The organism is Klebsiella oxytoca, assembly GCF_009707385.1.
In the GTDB taxonomy this organism is placed as follows: Bacteria; Pseudomonadota; Gammaproteobacteria; order Enterobacterales; family Enterobacteriaceae; genus Klebsiella; species Klebsiella oxytoca_C.
In genome coordinates this window covers 3703600-3720603 of sequence record NZ_CP046115.1, presented here as the reverse complement: position 1 = coordinate 3720603, position 17004 = coordinate 3703600, and the positions used below count along the sequence as shown (strand labels likewise).

Below are 17004 nucleotides of genomic sequence, written 5' to 3'. Positions count from 1 at the left end.
CCCAACTGAATGCAAGCCGGGAAATGACTGATTGATTTATAAATAATCAATCAGTTAGCGATAAAGCGTTTTTCATCGGTCAGCACCTGCAGCAGCAAGCTAAGCTGCGGTTTTTGATCTTTAATTTTCTCGCCGTCGCTGTTCCATGTTTTGTAAGTGCCGTTGTGATTAAGTACCACCGTCACTCTCGGCGTAGTAATGGCCAGCGTGTCGCTGTTGGCCGCGGTTACCCAAACCCGGCGACGGGCGGCGCTAAACAGGTCTTCACCCTGCGAATATTCGTTAGCCGGGGTGGAGACGTGGAGCAAACGCTGCATCAGGGTTGTCATCACGTCTTTATTATCCGTTAGCGTCGCAATCTCCTGGGCCGGGGTGCCAGGCCAGTGGATGACCAACGGAACCTGCAGCTGCTCGCGCGACCAGCCAAACTGGTCATGCTGCGGGTTCAGCGGCATACCGTGGCCCGCCGTCACGATAACCACCGTGTTGTTCAGCTTGCCCGCCTCGCGCAGCGCGTTCAGCACACGACCAATTTGCGTATCAACCTCTCCGGCAGCGCTGCTGTAACGACGGACAAAGTTCTGCTGCTGCCCGTCATTGAACGTGGTGCCGTTAAGCGAAACCCATGAGAACCAGCGATTTTCATCCTGGGCGTAGCGCTCCAGCCAGTTAATCCACTGGTTGGCGGTCTGCTCGTCGCTTTGCGCTTTCGCGGCGGGCAGGGAGAAATCGGATAGCAGCGCCTGGCGATAGAGAGGGCTGCTAAAGCCGTCAGATGAGAACAGTCCCAGCTGATAGCCCTGCTGATTCAGGGAGGTAATCAGCGCCGCCGGAATGCGCGCTGACAGAACCCCGTCCATATAGCTCGGTGAAATGCCGTAGAACAGGCCAAACATCCCGCTGTCTGCGGTGTTACCGGAACTCATATGCTGGGTAAAGTTAACGTTTTCTTTGGCGAACCCGGCCAGCGCCGGCATGTTTTGCTCAAAGCGGGAGTAATTAAGGTTATCAACGGTAATAAGCAGCACGTTATAACCTGTACCGAGATCGCGATAACGCAGTTCGCTAAGCGGGTACTGCACCGAGACGGCTTCCGGCGAGCCTTGCTCGACCAGGCGGCGCTGGTAGTCCTGTGCGTCCAGCAGGCCGTGTTTTTCCAGAAAACGGCGCGCCGTCATCGGATAGGAAAGCGGTAGATTGGCCCGCTGCATGGTTATCGGACGATAGAAATTCGCATCAGCCCAGATATAGACCAGGTGGCTACTGATAAAGGAAATAAAGAAGAACCAGGCAACGGGACGGGCATAATGGCGGCGACGCGTCAGGCTGCGCAGCTTCTGCCAGCTCCAGGTCGCAAAAAGCATTTCCAGGAGAAAGATGATCGGGACGCTGATAAACATCAGCTGCCAGTCGCGTGCCATCTCGTTCTGATCGGGATTAATGACCAGTTCCCAGACAAAGGGATTAAGATGCAGGTGGAAACGGGTGAAAACTTCGCTGTCGATCAGCAGCAGCGTCATGCCCACGGTCGCCAGAATAACCGAGATAAAGCGCATTAAGCGCTGGGATATGACGATGAAAGTCAGCGGAAAGAGGATCAGGACATAGCTGGTAAAGACCAGGAAGCTGAAGTGACCAACGAGGCTGACGTATGAGAAAAGGCGTCCGGCAAGCGTCGTTGGCCAGTCGGCGACAAACAGATAGCGACTGCCGAGCACCATAGCCAACAACATGTTGAAAAGGGCGAACCAGTGTCCCCAGCTGACCATCTGGGAGACTTTTTCTCGGTAGGGCTGACGAAGAGTCACCATATACTGTTGTTCGTTATCCTTAGTGCGCCGGATCGTCGTTAATAGATGACTGCAACGCCTGGGCAAAAGAACGGGCGATGGCCTGACGCTGCGCCGGCGCGACGCTACTATTGATCAGGTTAGTCACCATATTGCCCAGAACCATCAGTGAAAGGTCAACGGGCGCTTTATGTGTTTCCAGAACGCTCGTCAGCTCGCTGAGCAGCTGTTCGACGTGTTCATCGCTATAGCGGGATAATTGCGGCATAAACTCAAAATCTGTTTGTTCGTGAAAGGGCAACATATTACCGTAGCAGCAGCTTTTTTTCCGCATTTTTTCGCCACGAGGCAAAAGCGCGCGGCTGTGCTCGCAAAGAGTCACGCGGCGGTTGCGTCGTCGTCCCGGCGGTGGTTGAATACCGCCCGGTCTAAAAGGAGAGTTTAACATGAGTCTGGATATCGACCAGATTGCCCTACATCAGTTAATCAAACGTGATGAACAAAATCTGGAGCTGGTGCTGCGCGAATCATTGCTGGAGCCGACGGCGACGGTGGTTGAGATGATGGCTGAACTACATCGTGTCTATAGCGCAAAAAATAAAGCCTACGGCCTGTTTAATGAAGAAAGCGAGCTGGCTCAGGCGCTGCGCGGGCAGCGTAAGGGCGAAGAAGAGTTTCTGCCTTTCAGCCGTGCTGCTACCGGCCGCCTGCGTGACGAGCTGGCAAAATATCCCTTTGCTGAAGGCGGGATCGTGCTGTTTTGCCAGTATCGCTATCTGGCGGTGGAGTATCTGATGGTGGCGGTGCTGAATAACTTAAGCAGCATGCGCGTCAACGAAGAGCTGGATATCAGCTCTACTCATTATCTGGATATCAATCATGCGGATATCGTCGCGCGCATTGACTTAACCGAGTGGGAAACCAACCCGGAGTCAACCCGCTATCTGACGTTCCTCAAGGGGCGGGTAGGGCGCAAAGTGGCGGATTTCTTTATGGATTTCCTCGGCGCCAGCGAAGGGCTGAATGCGAAAGCGCAAAACCGCGGTCTGCTGCAGGCGCTGGATGATTTTGCCGCCGATGCGCAGCTGGATAAATCTGAGCGTCAGAACGTGCGCCAGCAGGTCTATAGCTATTGTAACGAACAGCTGCAGGCCGGTGAGGAAATCGAGCTGGAGTCGTTGTCAAAAGAGCTGGCGGGCGTCAGCGAGAAAACTTTTCAGGAGTTTACCGCAGAACAAGGCTACGAGCTGGAAGAGAGCTTCCCGGCGGATCGCAGTACTCTGCGTCAGTTAACCAAGTTTGCCGGCAGCGGCGGCGGGTTAACCATTAACTTTGACGCCATGCTGTTAGGCGAGCGGGTATTCTGGGATCCGGCGACGGATACCTTAACTATTAAAGGCACGCCGCCGAACCTGCGCGATCAGCTGCAGCGCCGTACCTCCGGCGGAAATTAAAATTAAAAATCCCGACCAGGTGTCGGGATTTTTTTGCATGGGATTTGAGCTATAAAGCGTAGACGATTTCTACCCCATCTATAGCTAGCTGCTGCCGCAGCGCCTCGTCTAAGGTTGTATCGACGATAAGCGTACTGGCCAGGCCCAGATCGCCGATGGCAAATGCCGAGGCGGAGTTAAGCTTTTCTTGTGACGCCATCACCACCGTTTCAGCGGCCCGTGCAGCAAGCGCGCGCTTGATACCCGCTTCTTCATAATCGCCGGTGGTTAATCCTGCGCGGTGGTGCACGCCGGTAACGCCCATGAAAAACAGATCGGCATTGATGCGGGAAATGCTTTCCAGCGCCGCGGAACCGACGCTGACGACCGAATGTTTAAACAACCGGCCGCCAATTAAAATCACTTCAATTAGCGGTTTTTCCACCAGAGCGACGGCGATGCCCGGGCTATGGGTGACTACCGTACATGCCAGGTTCTCCGGCAGTAGCCGCACCATCTCCCCGGTAGTGGTACCGCCGTCAATAATGACCACCTGTCCGGGCTGGATAAGCTCAACCGCGCGCTGGGCTATGGTCTGCTTTGATACAATTTGCACGTTTTTTCTTGTTTCGATTGGCGCGATTGCCTGGGAAACCGGCAACGCGCCGCCGTGAACGCGCTGAAGTTTACCTTCTGCTGCCAGCTCGCGCAGGTCACGGCGAATCGAATCTTCCGAAATACGAAAACGCTGGCTGAGATCGCCCGACATCACCTGTTTTTCCTCGGCGAGGATGTGCAAAATCTGCTGTTTTCTCTGGCTGGCGAGCATCAAAATACCTTCATGAGTGATCTTGTTTGTGCACGATTATGCATGTTATGTTGCTCGCTGTCACCTAAAAGGGGAAAAACATGCACGCTGATGCACCGCGCGTTCGCCATATCCGCGAAACGCTATTATCGGACAACTGGTACACGCTCAAGAAATATACCTTTGAACTATTGCGCCGTGACGGGCGCTGGCAGGAGCAGAGTCGGGAAGCTTACGATCGCGGCAACGGCGCGGTGATCCTGCTCTACAATCGTGAAAAGCAAACGGTAGTGCTGGTCCGTCAGTTTCGCTTTCCGGTATGGATTAACGGTCATGATGGATTTTTGATCGAAGCCGCCGCAGGACTGCTGGATAACGCTTCTCCGGAAGCGCGTATCGTTACCGAAGCCGAAGAAGAGACCGGTTTTCGCGTCACCCGGATTGAGCCGGTATTTACTGCTTACATGAGCCCCGGTTCGGTGACGGAGAAGCTTTACTTTTTCATCGCTGAATACTCTGCCGACGATCGGCGCAGTGACGGTGGCGGCCTGGCGACGGAAGGAGAGGATATTGAAGTACTGGAGTGGCCGCTGGAGCAGGCTCTGGAGGCTATACGCCGCGGGGAAATCGTCGATGCGAAAACGATTATGTTGTTACAGCATCTGGCGCTGAATGCATCAACCTTGTTATCCCGTTAAACAAAACGCCCCGGACCTTGCGGAACGGGGCGCTTGCCATACAACTTTCAGTCGGCGATCAAGCGCGAACGAAGTCGATGTGGGACAGCTTCGGCTTGAACGGGTGACGCTGAACAGCCTGAGCTTTAACTTTTTCTTCTTTGCCATCAACAACGATGGTCAGAACTTCACTGTAGAACTCAGCGTTGTTCTGCATGTTCCACACTTTGTCGTGATCCAGTTCGATTGCTACTGGCGCAGCTTCGCCGCCATAGATGATGGCCGGGAATTTGTTAGCTGCACGCAGGCGGCGGCTCGCACCCTTACCCTGCTCTTTACGTACTTCTGCGTTGATAGTAAACATTGATGTCTCTCTATATATAAATCCTGCTACAGGCGACCCAGCAGCAGGCAGATTATCTGCTTTGCGAATGCAAAAGCGGGCGGCATTATAGCCGCCATCCGTTTTGGCAGCAACCAAAACCTCAGGTGTCAGGGGGATTAGCGCAGTTCATTAGCCCGGCGGAAACGGCCCTGATAATCAAATATTTTCTCCCGCACCTGCCAGTATTGCCCCTTCAGGCGGGCAACAACAAAGTCCGGATGGCGCAAAAGTGCCTGCTGGGCAAGGATATCGCCGGGCGTTATCCAGCGTAGCGGCACCCCCGGAGTTCTGGTATGCGGGCGAATAAATAGCTGCTCAAAGGCGGTACGCTGGGCGGGCGTATGCAGGCGGAAGCGCTCGCTGACATCGGCGCCGTCTTCATCATAATAGGTGATCTTCAGCCAGGCGCCTTTATCATCGGCGCCGTGCTGCAGATCCATGCCGCTGCAGCGAAGCACCAGCGCATCTTTAAGCTTAAGCGCCGCCTTAAGCATGTCATCGGGGTCGACCAGAATGGTGTCGCACTCGCGGCAGCGGCGGGCGGCGATATCGTTCTCCGCGTTACACTGCGGGCAGTTTTTAAAGCGAAAGCGAAAATCGCACTGTTCACGATGGCCTTCGTCATCTTCAAACCAGCCCTGACAGCGGCGGCCAAAGTGTTCGATTAGCGTACCGTCGGCGGTGGTTTTTCCCCAGAAGGTATTCGCAAAACCGCACGCCGGGCAAAACACCTGAACCGGGACATTGTCGCTTTTTCCCTTCGGCGTACCCACTTCAGGAGCGTAAAGATCGTGCGGATTACCGGCGTAATCAAGGATCAGGCAGTCGGTTTTACCCGGCGCCAGGCGCAGGCCGCGGCCGACGATCTGTTGATAAAGACTCACCGACTCGGTAGGGCGCAGTATGGCGATCAGATCGACGTGCGGTGCATCAAAGCCGGTGGTCAGCACCGCGACGTTGACCAGATAGCGATAGCGCTGAGCTTTGAACTCCTCAATGATACGGTCGCGCTCCGCACCCGGCGTTTCACCGGTGATTAAGGCCGCTTCACCCTGCGGAAGTAAGCCGGTCACTTCACGAGCGTGTTCGACGGTGGCGGCAAAAATCATCACCCCTTTACGCGCTTGGGCGAACTCAACGATTTGGCTAACGATATGCGGCGTAACCCGCTGCTGCTTTTTCAGTTCGTGGTTCAGGTCGGCCTCGCTGAACAGGCCGTTACTTTGTGGCTGGAGGCGGCTAAAGTCGTACTGTACTACCGGCATATCCAGCCGCTCCGGCGGCGTCAGATAACCGTTTTTGATCATATAGCGTAGCGGCAGCTCGTAGATACAATCGCGAAAGAGCGCTTTTTCATCGCCGCGCACCATACCGTGATAATGGAACTGGTATATCCACCCCTTGCCGAGACGAAAAGGCGTTGCGGTCAGGCCGAGCAGGCGCAGTTGCGGATTGACCTGCTGAAGATGGCTGATGATCTGCTGGTACTGGCTGTCATCATCGTCGCTGATGCGGTGGCACTCATCGACAATCAGCAGCGAAAACTCTCCCTGAAAGCAATCAAGGTTACGGGCCACCGACTGTACGCTGCCAAACACCACTTTACCCTGGCTCTCTTTACGTTTGAGGCCAGCGGCAAAAATATCCGCTTCCAGACCGAGCGCGCGATACTTGGCGTGGTTTTGCGCCACCAGTTCTTTTACGTGGGCCAGCACCAGTACGCGGCCGCGGGCCAGGCGCGCCAGTTCGGCGATGACCAGGCTTTTACCCGCTCCGGTGGGCAGAACAATAGCGGCAGGTTCATGGTGGTGACGAAACCAGGCGAGCGTGGCATCGACCGCCTCTTTTTGGTACGGGCGTAGTGTAAAAGTCATGAATTTATAGCGGTTAATTAACTCGCGAACAGTATGACACGAATCTTTTCCCTTGAGTGGTGTTAATAGCTCGTTATACTACCTTTTGAAATTCTTCTTTTTCGGGCGCGTTGCCCGCTCCAGCACTCTTACAGGCTAAAAAAATCTCATGCGACTTGATAAGTTTATCGCTCAGCAACTTGGCGTTAGTCGGGCTATTGCCGGGCGTGAAATCCGCGGCAGCCGCGTTACCGTGGACGGCGAAATTGTAAAAGATACTTCCTTCAAGCTTCTGCCGGAGCATGACGTCGAGTATGACGGCAATACGCTGGTTCAGCAGAACGGCCCGCGCTACTTTATGCTTAACAAGCCGCAGGGTTACGTTTGTTCAACCGACGATCCGGATCACCCGACGATACTTTATTTCCTCGACGAACCAGTGGCGCACAAGCTCCATGCCGCAGGTCGTCTGGATATTGACACTACCGGTCTGGTACTTATGACCGATGACGGCCAGTGGTCTCACCGCATTACTTCCCCACGTCATCATTGCGAAAAAACCTATCTGGTGGAGCTGGAAAATCCGGTCGATGAGACCACCGCCGAGCAGTTCGCTAAAGGCGTACAGCTGCATAACGAGAAAGATCTGACGAAACCGGCGGTGCTGGAAGTTGTCACCCCGACTGAAGTCCGTCTGACCATCAGCGAAGGGCGCTACCATCAGGTGAAGCGGATGTTTGCCGCGGTGGGTAACCATGTGGTTGGACTGCATCGTGAACGTATTGGCGATATTAAGCTCGATGAGTCGCTGGAACCCGGTGAATATCGTCCGCTGACGGAAGCTGAAATAGCCAGCGTCGGCGGCCAACAGGCGCGGAGTAAAACGTGACGGCAAAACAGAATTCTTCATTAGGGATTGTATTTATTCTTGGCCTGCTGGCCATGCTAATGCCGCTGTCGATTGATATGTATCTGCCGGCTCTGCCGGTGATTGCGGCGCAGTTCAATGTGCCGGACGGCAGCGCTCAGATGACGCTCAGTACCTATATACTGGGCTTTGCCGTCGGTCAGATTTTATACGGTCCGATGGCGGACAGCGTTGGACGTAAGCCGGTTATTCTTGGCGGCACGCTGGTTTTTGCCGCGGCGGCGGTGGCCTGTGCGCTCTCGCAGACCATCGACATGCTGATCACCATGCGCTTTTTCCACGGCCTGGCGGCTGCGGCGGCAAGCGTGGTTATTAACGCCCTGATGCGCGATATCTATCCCAAAGAGGAGTTCTCGCGGATGATGTCGTTCGTCATGCTGGTGACTACCGTCGCGCCGCTGGTGGCGCCGATAGTCGGTGGGGCGGTATTAGTGTGGTTTAGCTGGCATGCGATCTTCTGGATCCTCGCGCTGGCGGCGCTATTTGCGTCGGCGATGATCGCCCTCTTTATTCGCGAAACCCTACCGCCGGAACGCCGGCAGAAGTTTCATATCCGCACTACGCTTGGCAATTTCGCAACCTTGTTTCGCCACAAGCGGGTGCTGAGCTATATGCTGGCGAGCGGTTTTAGCTTCGCCGGGATGTTTTCGTTCCTGAGCGCCGGTCCGTTCGTCTATATCAATCTCAACCATGTTTCACCGCAGCACTTTGGTTACTATTTTGCGCTGAACATCGTTTTTCTGTTTGTCATGACCATGATCAATAGCCGCTTTGTGCGGCGGGTTGGGGCGCTGAATATGTTCCGCGCCGGGCTATGGATCCAGTTTGCGATGGCGGTATGGATGGTGGTGTGCGCGCTGTTAGACGTCGGTTTCTGGTCGTTGGTGTTTGGGGTAGCGGCTTTTATCGGCTGCGTTTCGATGGTCTCTTCCAACGCGATGGCGGTTATTCTCGACGAGTTTCCGCATATGGCCGGAACCGCCTCCTCGCTGGCAGGTACGTTCCGTTTTGGCATCGGCGCAATTGTTGGCGCACTGCTGTCAATGGCCACGTTTACTACCGCCTGGCCAATGCTGATTTCCATTGCCTTCTGCGCCAGCAGTTCTGTGCTCTTCTATCTTTATGCCAGTCGACGGCGCAAAACCGTACGATAAGCGACATCAAGGGGCGATATCGCCCCTTTTTTTGATGCATATCAACCAGAACGGGCTTCTCAGTACTGCAACTTGTTTCTTTTATGTAAAATCAAATCGCTAAATAAGTCGTATTATTGCGATAAAAAAGTTGTTTTAGATCACAGAAACGGGTACATATAGCCCGAAGGTGTTCTAACTGCACAATTATAAACTTTTACATTACAAACCAATAACACTGTCATGCTGACGGTGTAAGCGTTTTCTGTGCAGTAAGAGGACTATTTGTCAATAATGTGTTAGTATTAATGTAAAATTATTGTGAAATATTTTGCTTCCGGGGAAAACACGTGAATACACTGCAACTTTCTATTGTACACCGTCTGCCGCAGAGCTATCGCTGGCTGGATGGTTTTGCAGGTTCAAGAGTTGAACCGATTCCGCAAAACGGCATTCAGAGCGAAAACAGCCTTGTGGCGTTAAAATTACTCAGCCCTGATGGCGAAAAGGCGTGGCCGGTTATGCATAAACTCAGCCAGGCGCTCAGCGACATCGAGGTAGACAGTTCTATTGTTGAATGCGAAGGAGAACCGTGCCTGTTTGTTAATCGTCAGGACGAATTCGCGGCAACCTGTCGCCTTAAAAATTTCGGCGTGGCGATTGCTGAACCCTTTTCTGGTAACAATCCATTCTGACCGTCAGCTTAACGCCAGCAGCTGGCGGGTATACTCCTGTTGTGGAGCGGTAAATACGCGCTCGCACTCACCCTGCTCGATGACTTCTCCCTGCCGCAGCACCATTACCTGATGACACAACGCCCGCACAACGCGTAAATCATGGCTGATGAAAATGTAAGCCAGCTGATGCTTTTGCTGTAACGCCTTCAGCAAAGCCAGGATTTGCGCCTGCACGGTCTTATCCAGCGATGAGGTGGGTTCATCCAGCACGATAAGCTGTGGCTTGACGACCAGCGCCCTGGCGATGGCGATGCGCTGGCGTTGTCCGCCGGAGAAGGCTGCAGGATAGCGATGGCGTGATTGCGGATCGAGTCCGACCTCTTGCATTACCTGAATGACCGCCTGCTCCCGCTCGGTTGGCGTAAGCGTCGGCTGATGGACGCGCAAACCTTCTTCAATAATTTGCAGTACGTTTAGCCGCGGATTTAGCGATGAGTTAGGATCCTGAAAGACAACCTGCATGCGACGACGCAGCGGCAGCATCTGCCGACGGTTGCGTCCCTGAAGCGCCTCTCCGGCAAAAGTAATTGCGCCTTCGGAATGAATCAGGAGCAGAAGCGCCAGGCCGGTGGTACTTTTGCCCGAGCCGGACTCACCGACCAGCCCCAGCGTTTCACCGGCGCGTAAATGGAAGCTGAGGGCGTTAACCACTCGATTGTGATCGACGACTCGCCGCAGAATCCCTTTACGTATCGGGAAGGCGATACTCAGATTTTCCGCCCGCAGCAGTTCTGGCGCATCGGGCGGGAGCGGTACGGGATCGCCTGACGGCTCGCTGTCCAGCAGGCGGCGGGTATAGGGGTGTTCAGGCGTGGAAAACAGCGCCCGGCAGCCGTTTTGTTCGACACAGCGGCCGTTCTGCATCACCGCGACGCGGTCGGCGAGCTGGCGAACGATGCTCAGATTATGGGTAATAAACAGCAGACCCATGTTTAACTCTTGTTTCAGTTCACGCAGCAACGCGAGGATTTGTGCCTGCACCGACACGTCCAGCGCGGTAGTGGGTTCGTCGGCGATAAGCAGCTCCGGGCGGGTCAACAGTGCCATGGCGATCATCACCCGTTGACGCTCGCCGCCGGAAAGCTGATGCGGATAGTCGGCCAGCCGCCGGGGCGCGTTGCGGATCCCGACGCGCTCCAGACAGTCGAGGATTTCTCCGCGCGCCGCTTCTTTACGCATCCCGCGGTGTAATGAGAGAACTTCGTACAGCTGTTTTTCCAGATTATGCAGCGGATTGAGCGAAACCATCGGCTCCTGAAAGATCATGGCGATGCGGTTGCCGCGCACGCCGCGCAGGGTACGCTCATCGGCGTGAAGCAGCGACTGGCCGTGGAAACGGATGTCGCCGTCAGGATAGCTGACCGGCGGCGAGGGCAGCAGCCGTAGTATCGATAGCGCTGAAACGCTCTTACCGGAGCCGGACTCGCCGACCAGCGCCAGGGTCTCACCGACGTCAATCTGTAGCGACAGCTCTCTGACGACGGTAGTGGTTTCACCTTGCTGGTGAAAGGCGATGCTGAGGTTATCGATATCTAACAGAGGTTGCGTCATGCTACACCGCCTTACTTGGGTCAAAGGCGTCGCGAACCGCTTCACCAATAAAAATCAGTAACGTCAGCAGTACCGCCACTGACAGAAAAGCGGCGATGCCCAGCCAGGGCGCCTGAAGGTTATTTTTCCCCTGCAACAGCAGCTCACCCAGCGAAGGGGAGCCCAGCGGCAAACCAAAGCCGAGGAAATCCAGCGAGGTTAGGGTGGTTATTGAGCTGCACAGAATAAACGGCAGGAAGGTCAGGGTGGCAACCATGGCATTAGGCAGCATATGGCGCAGAATAATCGCACGATCGCTGACGCCGAGCGCCTGGGCAGCGCGGATGTAGTCATAGTTACGGGTGCGCAGAAACTCGGCGCGCACGACTCCGACCAGCGTCATCCAGCCAAACAGCACGGTAATCGCCAGCAGCCACCAGAAATTGGCCTGCACGACGCTGGAGAGCAAAATAATCAGAAACAGCGTTGGCATCCCCGACCATACTTCAATAAACCTCTGCCCCCACAGGTCTATCTTCCCACCGTAATATCCCTGTACGGCGCCGGCCATCACCCCCAGTACGCTGGAGAAGAAGGTTAGCAGCAGGCCGAAGAGTATTGAAATTCGCGTGCCGTACAGAATACGCGCCAGCACGTCGCCGCCGTTGGCATCGGTGCCCAGCCAGTTAAGCCGCGACGGCGGTGAAGGGAAGGGGCTGTCGGTGGCGAAATTAATGGTTGTCGCACCGAAACGAATCGGCGCCCACAGGGCCCAGCCGTTATCGTCCAGGCGTTTTTGCAGCCATGGATCCTGATAGTCGGCGGCGGTGGCGAAGCTGCCGCCGAAGGTGGTCTCGCTGTAGTTTTTTAATAGCGGGACGTAAAGGCTACCGCGATAGTGAACCAGCAGTGGTTTATCGTTAGCAATCAGCTCAGCGCACAGGCTACAGGCGAAGAGGGCTAAAAATAGCCAGAGCGACCAGTAGCCGCGACGGTTGTGGCGAAAGCGCGCCCAGCGGGCCTGATTGACGGGACTCAAAAATGCCATTAGCGACCCTCAAAATCGATACGCGGATCGACCAGCGTATAGCTGATATCGCTGATGATATTCAGCAGCAGGCCAATCAGGGTAAAAATATACAGCGTGCCAAACATAACCGGATAATCGCGAGAAACGGTGGCTTCATAGCCCAGCAGCCCCAGTCCGTTTAGCGAGAACATCACTTCAATCAGCAGCGATCCGGTAAAAAACATACTGATAAAGGTGGCCGGGAAACCGGCTATCACCAGCAGCATCGCGTTGCGAAATACGTGCCCCCAGAGGATCTGCTTTTCGCTTACGCCTTTGGCGCGGGCGGTGACGACGTACTGTTTACGGATCTCATCAAGAAAGCTGTTTTTGGTCAGCATCGTTAGAGCGGCGAAACCGCCGATCACCGTTGCCAGTACCGGAAGGGTAATGTGCCAGAGATAGTCGAGAATTTTTTGGTACCACGGCAGGCTGTCGAAGTTGGCTGATACCAGCCCGCGTAGCGGAAAGAGATCGAAATAGCTGCCGCCGGCGAAGATAACGATCAGTAAAATGGCGAACAGGAACGCCGGGATCGCGTAGCCGATAATAATCAGCGTGCTGCTCCAGACATCAAAATGGCTGCCGTTGCTGACGGCTTTACGGATCCCCAATGGAATCGACACCAGATAGATAATCAGCGTACTCCATAAGCCCAGGGTGATGGAGACCGGCAGGCTGTCTTTAATCAGCTGCAGTACCGATGAGCTACGAAACAGGCTATCGCCAAAATCAAAGCGCAGATAATCTCCGAGCATTTTAAAATAGCGCTCGTGGATTGGTTTATCGAAGCCGTAGCGGTGGGTTATTTCGGCAATAACCTCTGGATCCAGTCCGCGGCCGCCGCGATAGTGGCCGTCGCTGATGTTAGTGACTCCGGTACGCGCATGGCTGGCGGCCATGCCGCTGTCTCCGGCGCCGGGCAGGCCGCCGCGATCGCCGAACTCAATCGCCGCAATCGCCTGATCGACCGGACCGCCGGGGGCGATCTGCACAATAAAAAAGTTAATGGTGATGATTGCCCACAGGGTCGGGATTATCAGCAATAGTCGGCGGAGCAGATATGCACCCATCTTGATTCCTTAACGTCTGTCCGCGGGGAGTCTGGCCGCTTTATTTGCGTCGTACCACCAGTTTTCGAAACCGGAGGAGTAAACGGCACGGGTCTGCGGGAAGGAGAACTTATCCCAGTATGCGGTTCGGTCCTGCGCCATATACCACATCGGCAGCATGTAATAGTTCCACGTCAGCACGCGGTCGAGGGCCCGGCCCAGCGGCAGCAGCTTTTCTTTATTACCCTGCCAGCGAATAATCTGCGCGATGAGCTGGTCGACGGCCGGGCTTTGCACCCCTGAAGCGTTGTAGCTGGAGTTTATGTATTCAGAGTCCCAGGAAATTTGCAGATCGGTGCCCGGCCACGGCGTCGCGCGCCAGACGCTTGGCATCATGTCATAGTCGCGGCTGCGCTTGCGGTTGCTGTACTGGGAGTTATCGACCTGGCGTATGTCCATGACGATACCGAGCCGCTGAAGATTGTGCTGAAAGGGGAGAACCCAGCGATCGCTACTTCCGGAAGGGAGCAACAGTTCAAAGCGTAACGGTTTGCCGTTCTTCGCATTAACCCGCCGCTGGTTTTTTACTATCCATCCCGCCTGGTTAAGAATGGCATCCGCTTTAAGCAAATTTGCCCGTTCGAAACCGTCACCGCTGGAAACCGGCGGTCGGTATATCTGAGTAAAAACTTCGGCCGGGATCTCTTTTTTCAACGGGGTCAGCAGGGCGAGTTCATCGGCATCAGGATAATCGCGCGCCGCGTATTCTGTATTCTGAAAGAAGCTGTTGGCGCGGCTGTAGGAGTTATAAAACAGCGCCTTGTTCATCCATTCAAAATCAAAAGCGAGCGTGATTGCCTCGCGTACCCGGCGGTCGCTAAACACCGGACGCTGAATGTTAAAGGCCAGCCACTGCGTGTTTTGCGCCGAGGTATTGGTGTATTCATCCTTAACGATATAGCCGTGGGCAAAGTTACGCCCGACGTAACGCGTAGCCCAGTTCTTGGCGACGTTTTCTTCGCGGCGATCGACGGCGCCGGCCTTAAAGGCTTCGAAAGCGACGTTATCGTCCAGATAATAGTCGTAGCGCAGGGTGTCAAAATTCCAGCGTCCGCGGTTGACCGGCAAATCGGCAGCCCAGTAATCCTTCACCCGTGAGTAGGTAATGTACTGGCCCATCCGCCAGGCGGTGATTCGATAAGGACCGCTGGCCAGCGGCGGCGAAGAGAGCGGGTCGCTGAGCTTATGGCTTTTCCAGAATTTTTCCGGCATGACGGGCAGCGTCATCAGGCTGAGCATGTTCTCTTTACCCGGCGTGGCTAAATCAATGCGGACGGTGAGCGGGGCGATGGCTTTTACGGTGGTGCCTTTATAAAAGAGGCGAAACTGCGGTACCCCTTCGGTCATAAATTTCTGGAAGGTAAAAGCGACATCGCTGGCGGTAATGGGGCTGCCGTCGTGATAGCGGGCGCGTGGATTGAGCGTAATCTCTATCCACGAAAAATCATCGGCATAACGCGTGTGGCTGGCGATCAGCGGATAATAGCTGCCGGGCTCATCGTCAGAGGTGGTGAACAGCGTATCGTATAACGCTTCGGTACGAATACCCGGATTGCCGCGCATAGCGTAGCGGTTGAAATTATCAAAGGTACCAATGGCCGCCAGGGTAATTGCGCCACCTTTAGGCGCGGCGGGATTGGCGTAATCGTAGTGGTCGAATCCAGCGGCGTATTTTGGTTCACCTATAATCGCGAACGTATCGCTCTCTTTAATACCCTGCGCCTGACTGTGCAGGCTAAATAAGGTCAGCAATATCAGGCTGATGCGTACAAACATAACCAGGATAACGTCCTCCAATGACAGGCCTGAGGCGGCCTGACCTCTGAGAGCAAATAATAAAGGACACTCAGCGGCTTGTGAAATATTTCGCTGGTTCATCGTGGGCGGCGACCAGCGCCTCCAGCGTCAGCGGACGGCTTAACCAGTAGCCCTGCAGATAGTTTACCCCATGGTCACGCAGCCATTCCGCCTGTTCCTGCGTTTCCACGCCTTCGGCGACGGTGGCGAGCTGCAGACGGCGGCTCAGGGAGATAACGGCATCGAGTACCGGCGAGGTCACCGTCTCCGTCCCGATCGCCTGTACGAAGCCGCGGTCTATCTTCAGATAATCAAAGCTATAGCGCTCGAGATAAATTAGCGCGCTGTGGCCGGTACCAAAATCATCAATCGCGATTTCAAAACCCTGCTGATGCAGCCAGTCGAAGTTCTCCAGCGACCGGTGCTTGTCGAGCATCGCGCGTTCGGTGATTTCCAGCACCACGCTAAAATGGCCGGCGGGCATGGCGGCGTTGAACTGCTGAAGATCCTCCTGAAAGCTTACCGCGTGGAGATGCAGCGGTGAAATATTAATTCCAAGCTTGCACCCTGCGGGCAGGATGCTTTGCAGGATGGGGCCATCATCGGCAATCAATTTTAATAGGTGCCGGGTAAGCGGAATAATTATCTGCTGGGTTTCAGCAAGATTGATAAAAACATCGGGAGGGATCTCTCCGGCCACCGGATGTCGCCAGCGCATCAATACCTCAACGCCGCTAATTTGCAGCGTCTCCGACCTCACTACCGGTTGATAGACCACGTAAAACTGATCGTTTTTAATCGCCAGCAGCAGCTCTTTGCGCGGGTCCGATTTAATGGTGAGGATGTAGTAGCTTAATAGTCCGGCCAGCAGCCCGCATACGACGCCCAGCAGCAGGGCAAACTGGGTATTTTCCGCCAGCCAGCTGTTAGCGTAGAGATAGATTTTCAACGGCAGACCATCTATTTGCGTCTGGCGAATAGGCGGGGCGAGCATGGTCTGCGGGTCGATAAGCCGGTTGCTGAAGGTGGATATGGCGGTGTGCTTTATGGCCAGCGCCAGGCCGCTGAAATCATTCTGCCTGGCGGAGTAGAGAATATAGGGCGTCAGATTGGCATTAATCGAGACAAAAATGCCGTCTTTTCCACCGTGCGGGCTCCGGACCCACATCGCCAGCGCGGCGCTTTTTGGCATCATCGGCGTTCCCGGCAGAATGGCCATATCGACCGCTTGCGTAATATCCAGCTGCGGAATGAGCTGGGTTAAGGGCGTATTCATGGCGCCAGTCGCGGAGGAACAAAACGCGAGGCCATTCTTTACCAGCAGGAAGGCGCGAACGTTTGGACTGAAGGCGGCGTGGGCGGTTAAGCCTGAGGCGACGTTTTCACAGGGCTGATCTACCAGAGGCTGCAGGCCGTTAATCGTCTGATTAAGATCGTGAAAGTAGTCTTTCAGATAATTATGAACGTTATTAATAATGACGTCGAAACGCTCCGCGCGGTTATGATAAATCACCATAAACTGGATGCTACCGGCCAGCAGGGCAAAGGCTATCCCAACACATATACTGGTCAGCCAGATTTTTCGTCGGGGAGAGAGATGACGGGTGGGCATAGGCTTATATAGTCAGTCCGTGTTGTTGATTCACGCCAAAATGCTGATAGAAAAATGCTTTTCTATCTCCGCTTAAAGACATAGCTTATTTTACGAAGTTTATTGACCGACGAGCAAAAAAAAACACCGCCGCGGCAGTG

15 protein-coding genes are annotated in these 17004 nt (G+C 54.7%); 5 read left to right on the top strand and 10 right to left on the bottom strand.

Annotated features, from left to right (window positions below; translation table 11 throughout):
- Positions 1-50: 50 nt before the first annotated feature.
- On the bottom strand, positions 51-1811 hold the full coding sequence (gene yejM / locus GJ746_RS17270; RefSeq protein WP_154681303.1) for an LPS biosynthesis-modulating metalloenzyme YejM: 1761 nt from the start codon (positions 1809-1811) through the stop codon (positions 51-53).
- A gap of 19 nt (positions 1812-1830) precedes the next feature.
- Entirely contained in the window at positions 1831-2058 is a 228-nt protein-coding gene (locus GJ746_RS17265) for a YejL family protein (RefSeq protein WP_004133900.1), read from the bottom strand.
- A 178-nt stretch (positions 2059-2236) separates the two neighbouring features.
- Here GJ746_RS17265 and yejK point away from each other — a divergent pair, with 178 nt between their 5' ends.
- Positions 2237-3244, top strand: a complete 1008-nt coding sequence (gene yejK, locus GJ746_RS17260; protein WP_154681302.1) for a nucleoid-associated protein YejK — start codon at positions 2237-2239, stop codon at positions 3242-3244.
- Between the two features lie 49 nt (positions 3245-3293).
- Here yejK and GJ746_RS17255 read toward each other — a convergent pair whose 3' ends face one another.
- A complete protein-coding gene (locus tag GJ746_RS17255; RefSeq protein WP_154681301.1) occupies positions 3294-4052 on the bottom strand; it encodes a DeoR/GlpR family DNA-binding transcription regulator in 759 nt (252 codons plus the stop codon).
- Between the two features lie 80 nt (positions 4053-4132).
- On the opposite strand from GJ746_RS17255, the gene GJ746_RS17250 reads away from it, so the two are divergent.
- Positions 4133-4729, top strand: coding sequence for an NUDIX domain-containing protein (locus GJ746_RS17250; protein WP_154681300.1), 597 nt, complete (start codon positions 4133-4135; stop codon positions 4727-4729).
- Between the two features lie 58 nt (positions 4730-4787).
- Here the strand turns inward: GJ746_RS17250 and rplY are convergent, their stop codons facing one another.
- Together rplY and GJ746_RS17240 are read right to left on the bottom strand one after the other, a co-directional pair.
- On the bottom strand, positions 4788-5072 hold the full coding sequence (gene rplY, locus GJ746_RS17245; RefSeq protein ID WP_154681299.1) for a 50S ribosomal protein L25: 285 nt from the start codon (positions 5070-5072) through the stop codon (positions 4788-4790).
- Positions 5073-5209: 137 nt separating this feature from the next.
- Complete coding sequence (locus GJ746_RS17240) at positions 5210-6967, bottom strand: DEAD/DEAH box helicase (RefSeq protein ID WP_154681298.1); 1758 nt, start codon at positions 6965-6967, stop codon at positions 5210-5212.
- Positions 6968-7115: 148 nt separating this feature from the next.
- On the opposite strand from GJ746_RS17240, the gene rsuA reads away from it, so the two are divergent.
- From rsuA to GJ746_RS17225, 3 genes are all read left to right on the top strand, one after another.
- Positions 7116-7835 (top strand): 16S rRNA pseudouridine(516) synthase RsuA, encoded by a 720-nt coding sequence (gene rsuA / locus GJ746_RS17235; protein ID WP_154681297.1) that lies wholly within the window; start codon positions 7116-7118, stop codon positions 7833-7835.
- Positions 7832-9028, top strand: coding sequence for a Bcr/CflA family multidrug efflux MFS transporter (locus GJ746_RS17230; RefSeq protein WP_154681296.1), 1197 nt, complete (start codon positions 7832-7834; stop codon positions 9026-9028). Before rsuA ends, GJ746_RS17230 begins: the two co-directional genes overlap by 4 nt.
- A gap of 329 nt (positions 9029-9357) precedes the next feature.
- Positions 9358-9702: a YejG family protein gene (locus tag GJ746_RS17225; protein ID WP_154681295.1), complete on the top strand. Its 345-nt coding sequence runs from the start codon at positions 9358-9360 to the stop codon at positions 9700-9702.
- 3 nt (positions 9703-9705) lie between these two features.
- Here the strand turns inward: GJ746_RS17225 and yejF are convergent, their stop codons facing one another.
- The 5 genes from yejF to GJ746_RS17200 all read right to left on the bottom strand — a co-directional run bounded on the left by yejF (position 9706) and on the right by GJ746_RS17200 (position 16864).
- Complete coding sequence (yejF, locus tag GJ746_RS17220) at positions 9706-11295, bottom strand: microcin C ABC transporter ATP-binding protein YejF (RefSeq protein ID WP_154681294.1); 1590 nt, start codon at positions 11293-11295, stop codon at positions 9706-9708.
- Position 11296: 1 nt separating this feature from the next.
- Positions 11297-12322: an ABC transporter permease gene (locus GJ746_RS17215; RefSeq protein WP_154681293.1), complete on the bottom strand. Its 1026-nt coding sequence runs from the start codon at positions 12320-12322 to the stop codon at positions 11297-11299.
- Positions 12322-13416, bottom strand: a complete 1095-nt coding sequence (locus tag GJ746_RS17210; protein WP_154681292.1) for a microcin C ABC transporter permease YejB — start codon at positions 13414-13416, stop codon at positions 12322-12324. The genes GJ746_RS17215 and GJ746_RS17210 overlap by 1 nt, the downstream gene beginning before the upstream one ends.
- A gap of 9 nt (positions 13417-13425) precedes the next feature.
- Positions 13426-15231, bottom strand: coding sequence for an extracellular solute-binding protein (locus GJ746_RS17205; protein ID WP_154681291.1), 1806 nt, complete (start codon positions 15229-15231; stop codon positions 13426-13428).
- A 70-nt stretch (positions 15232-15301) separates the two neighbouring features.
- Positions 15302-16864, bottom strand: coding sequence for a cyclic di-GMP phosphodiesterase (locus tag GJ746_RS17200; RefSeq protein ID WP_154681290.1), 1563 nt, complete (start codon positions 16862-16864; stop codon positions 15302-15304).
- Between the last annotated feature and the right edge of the window lie 140 nt (positions 16865-17004).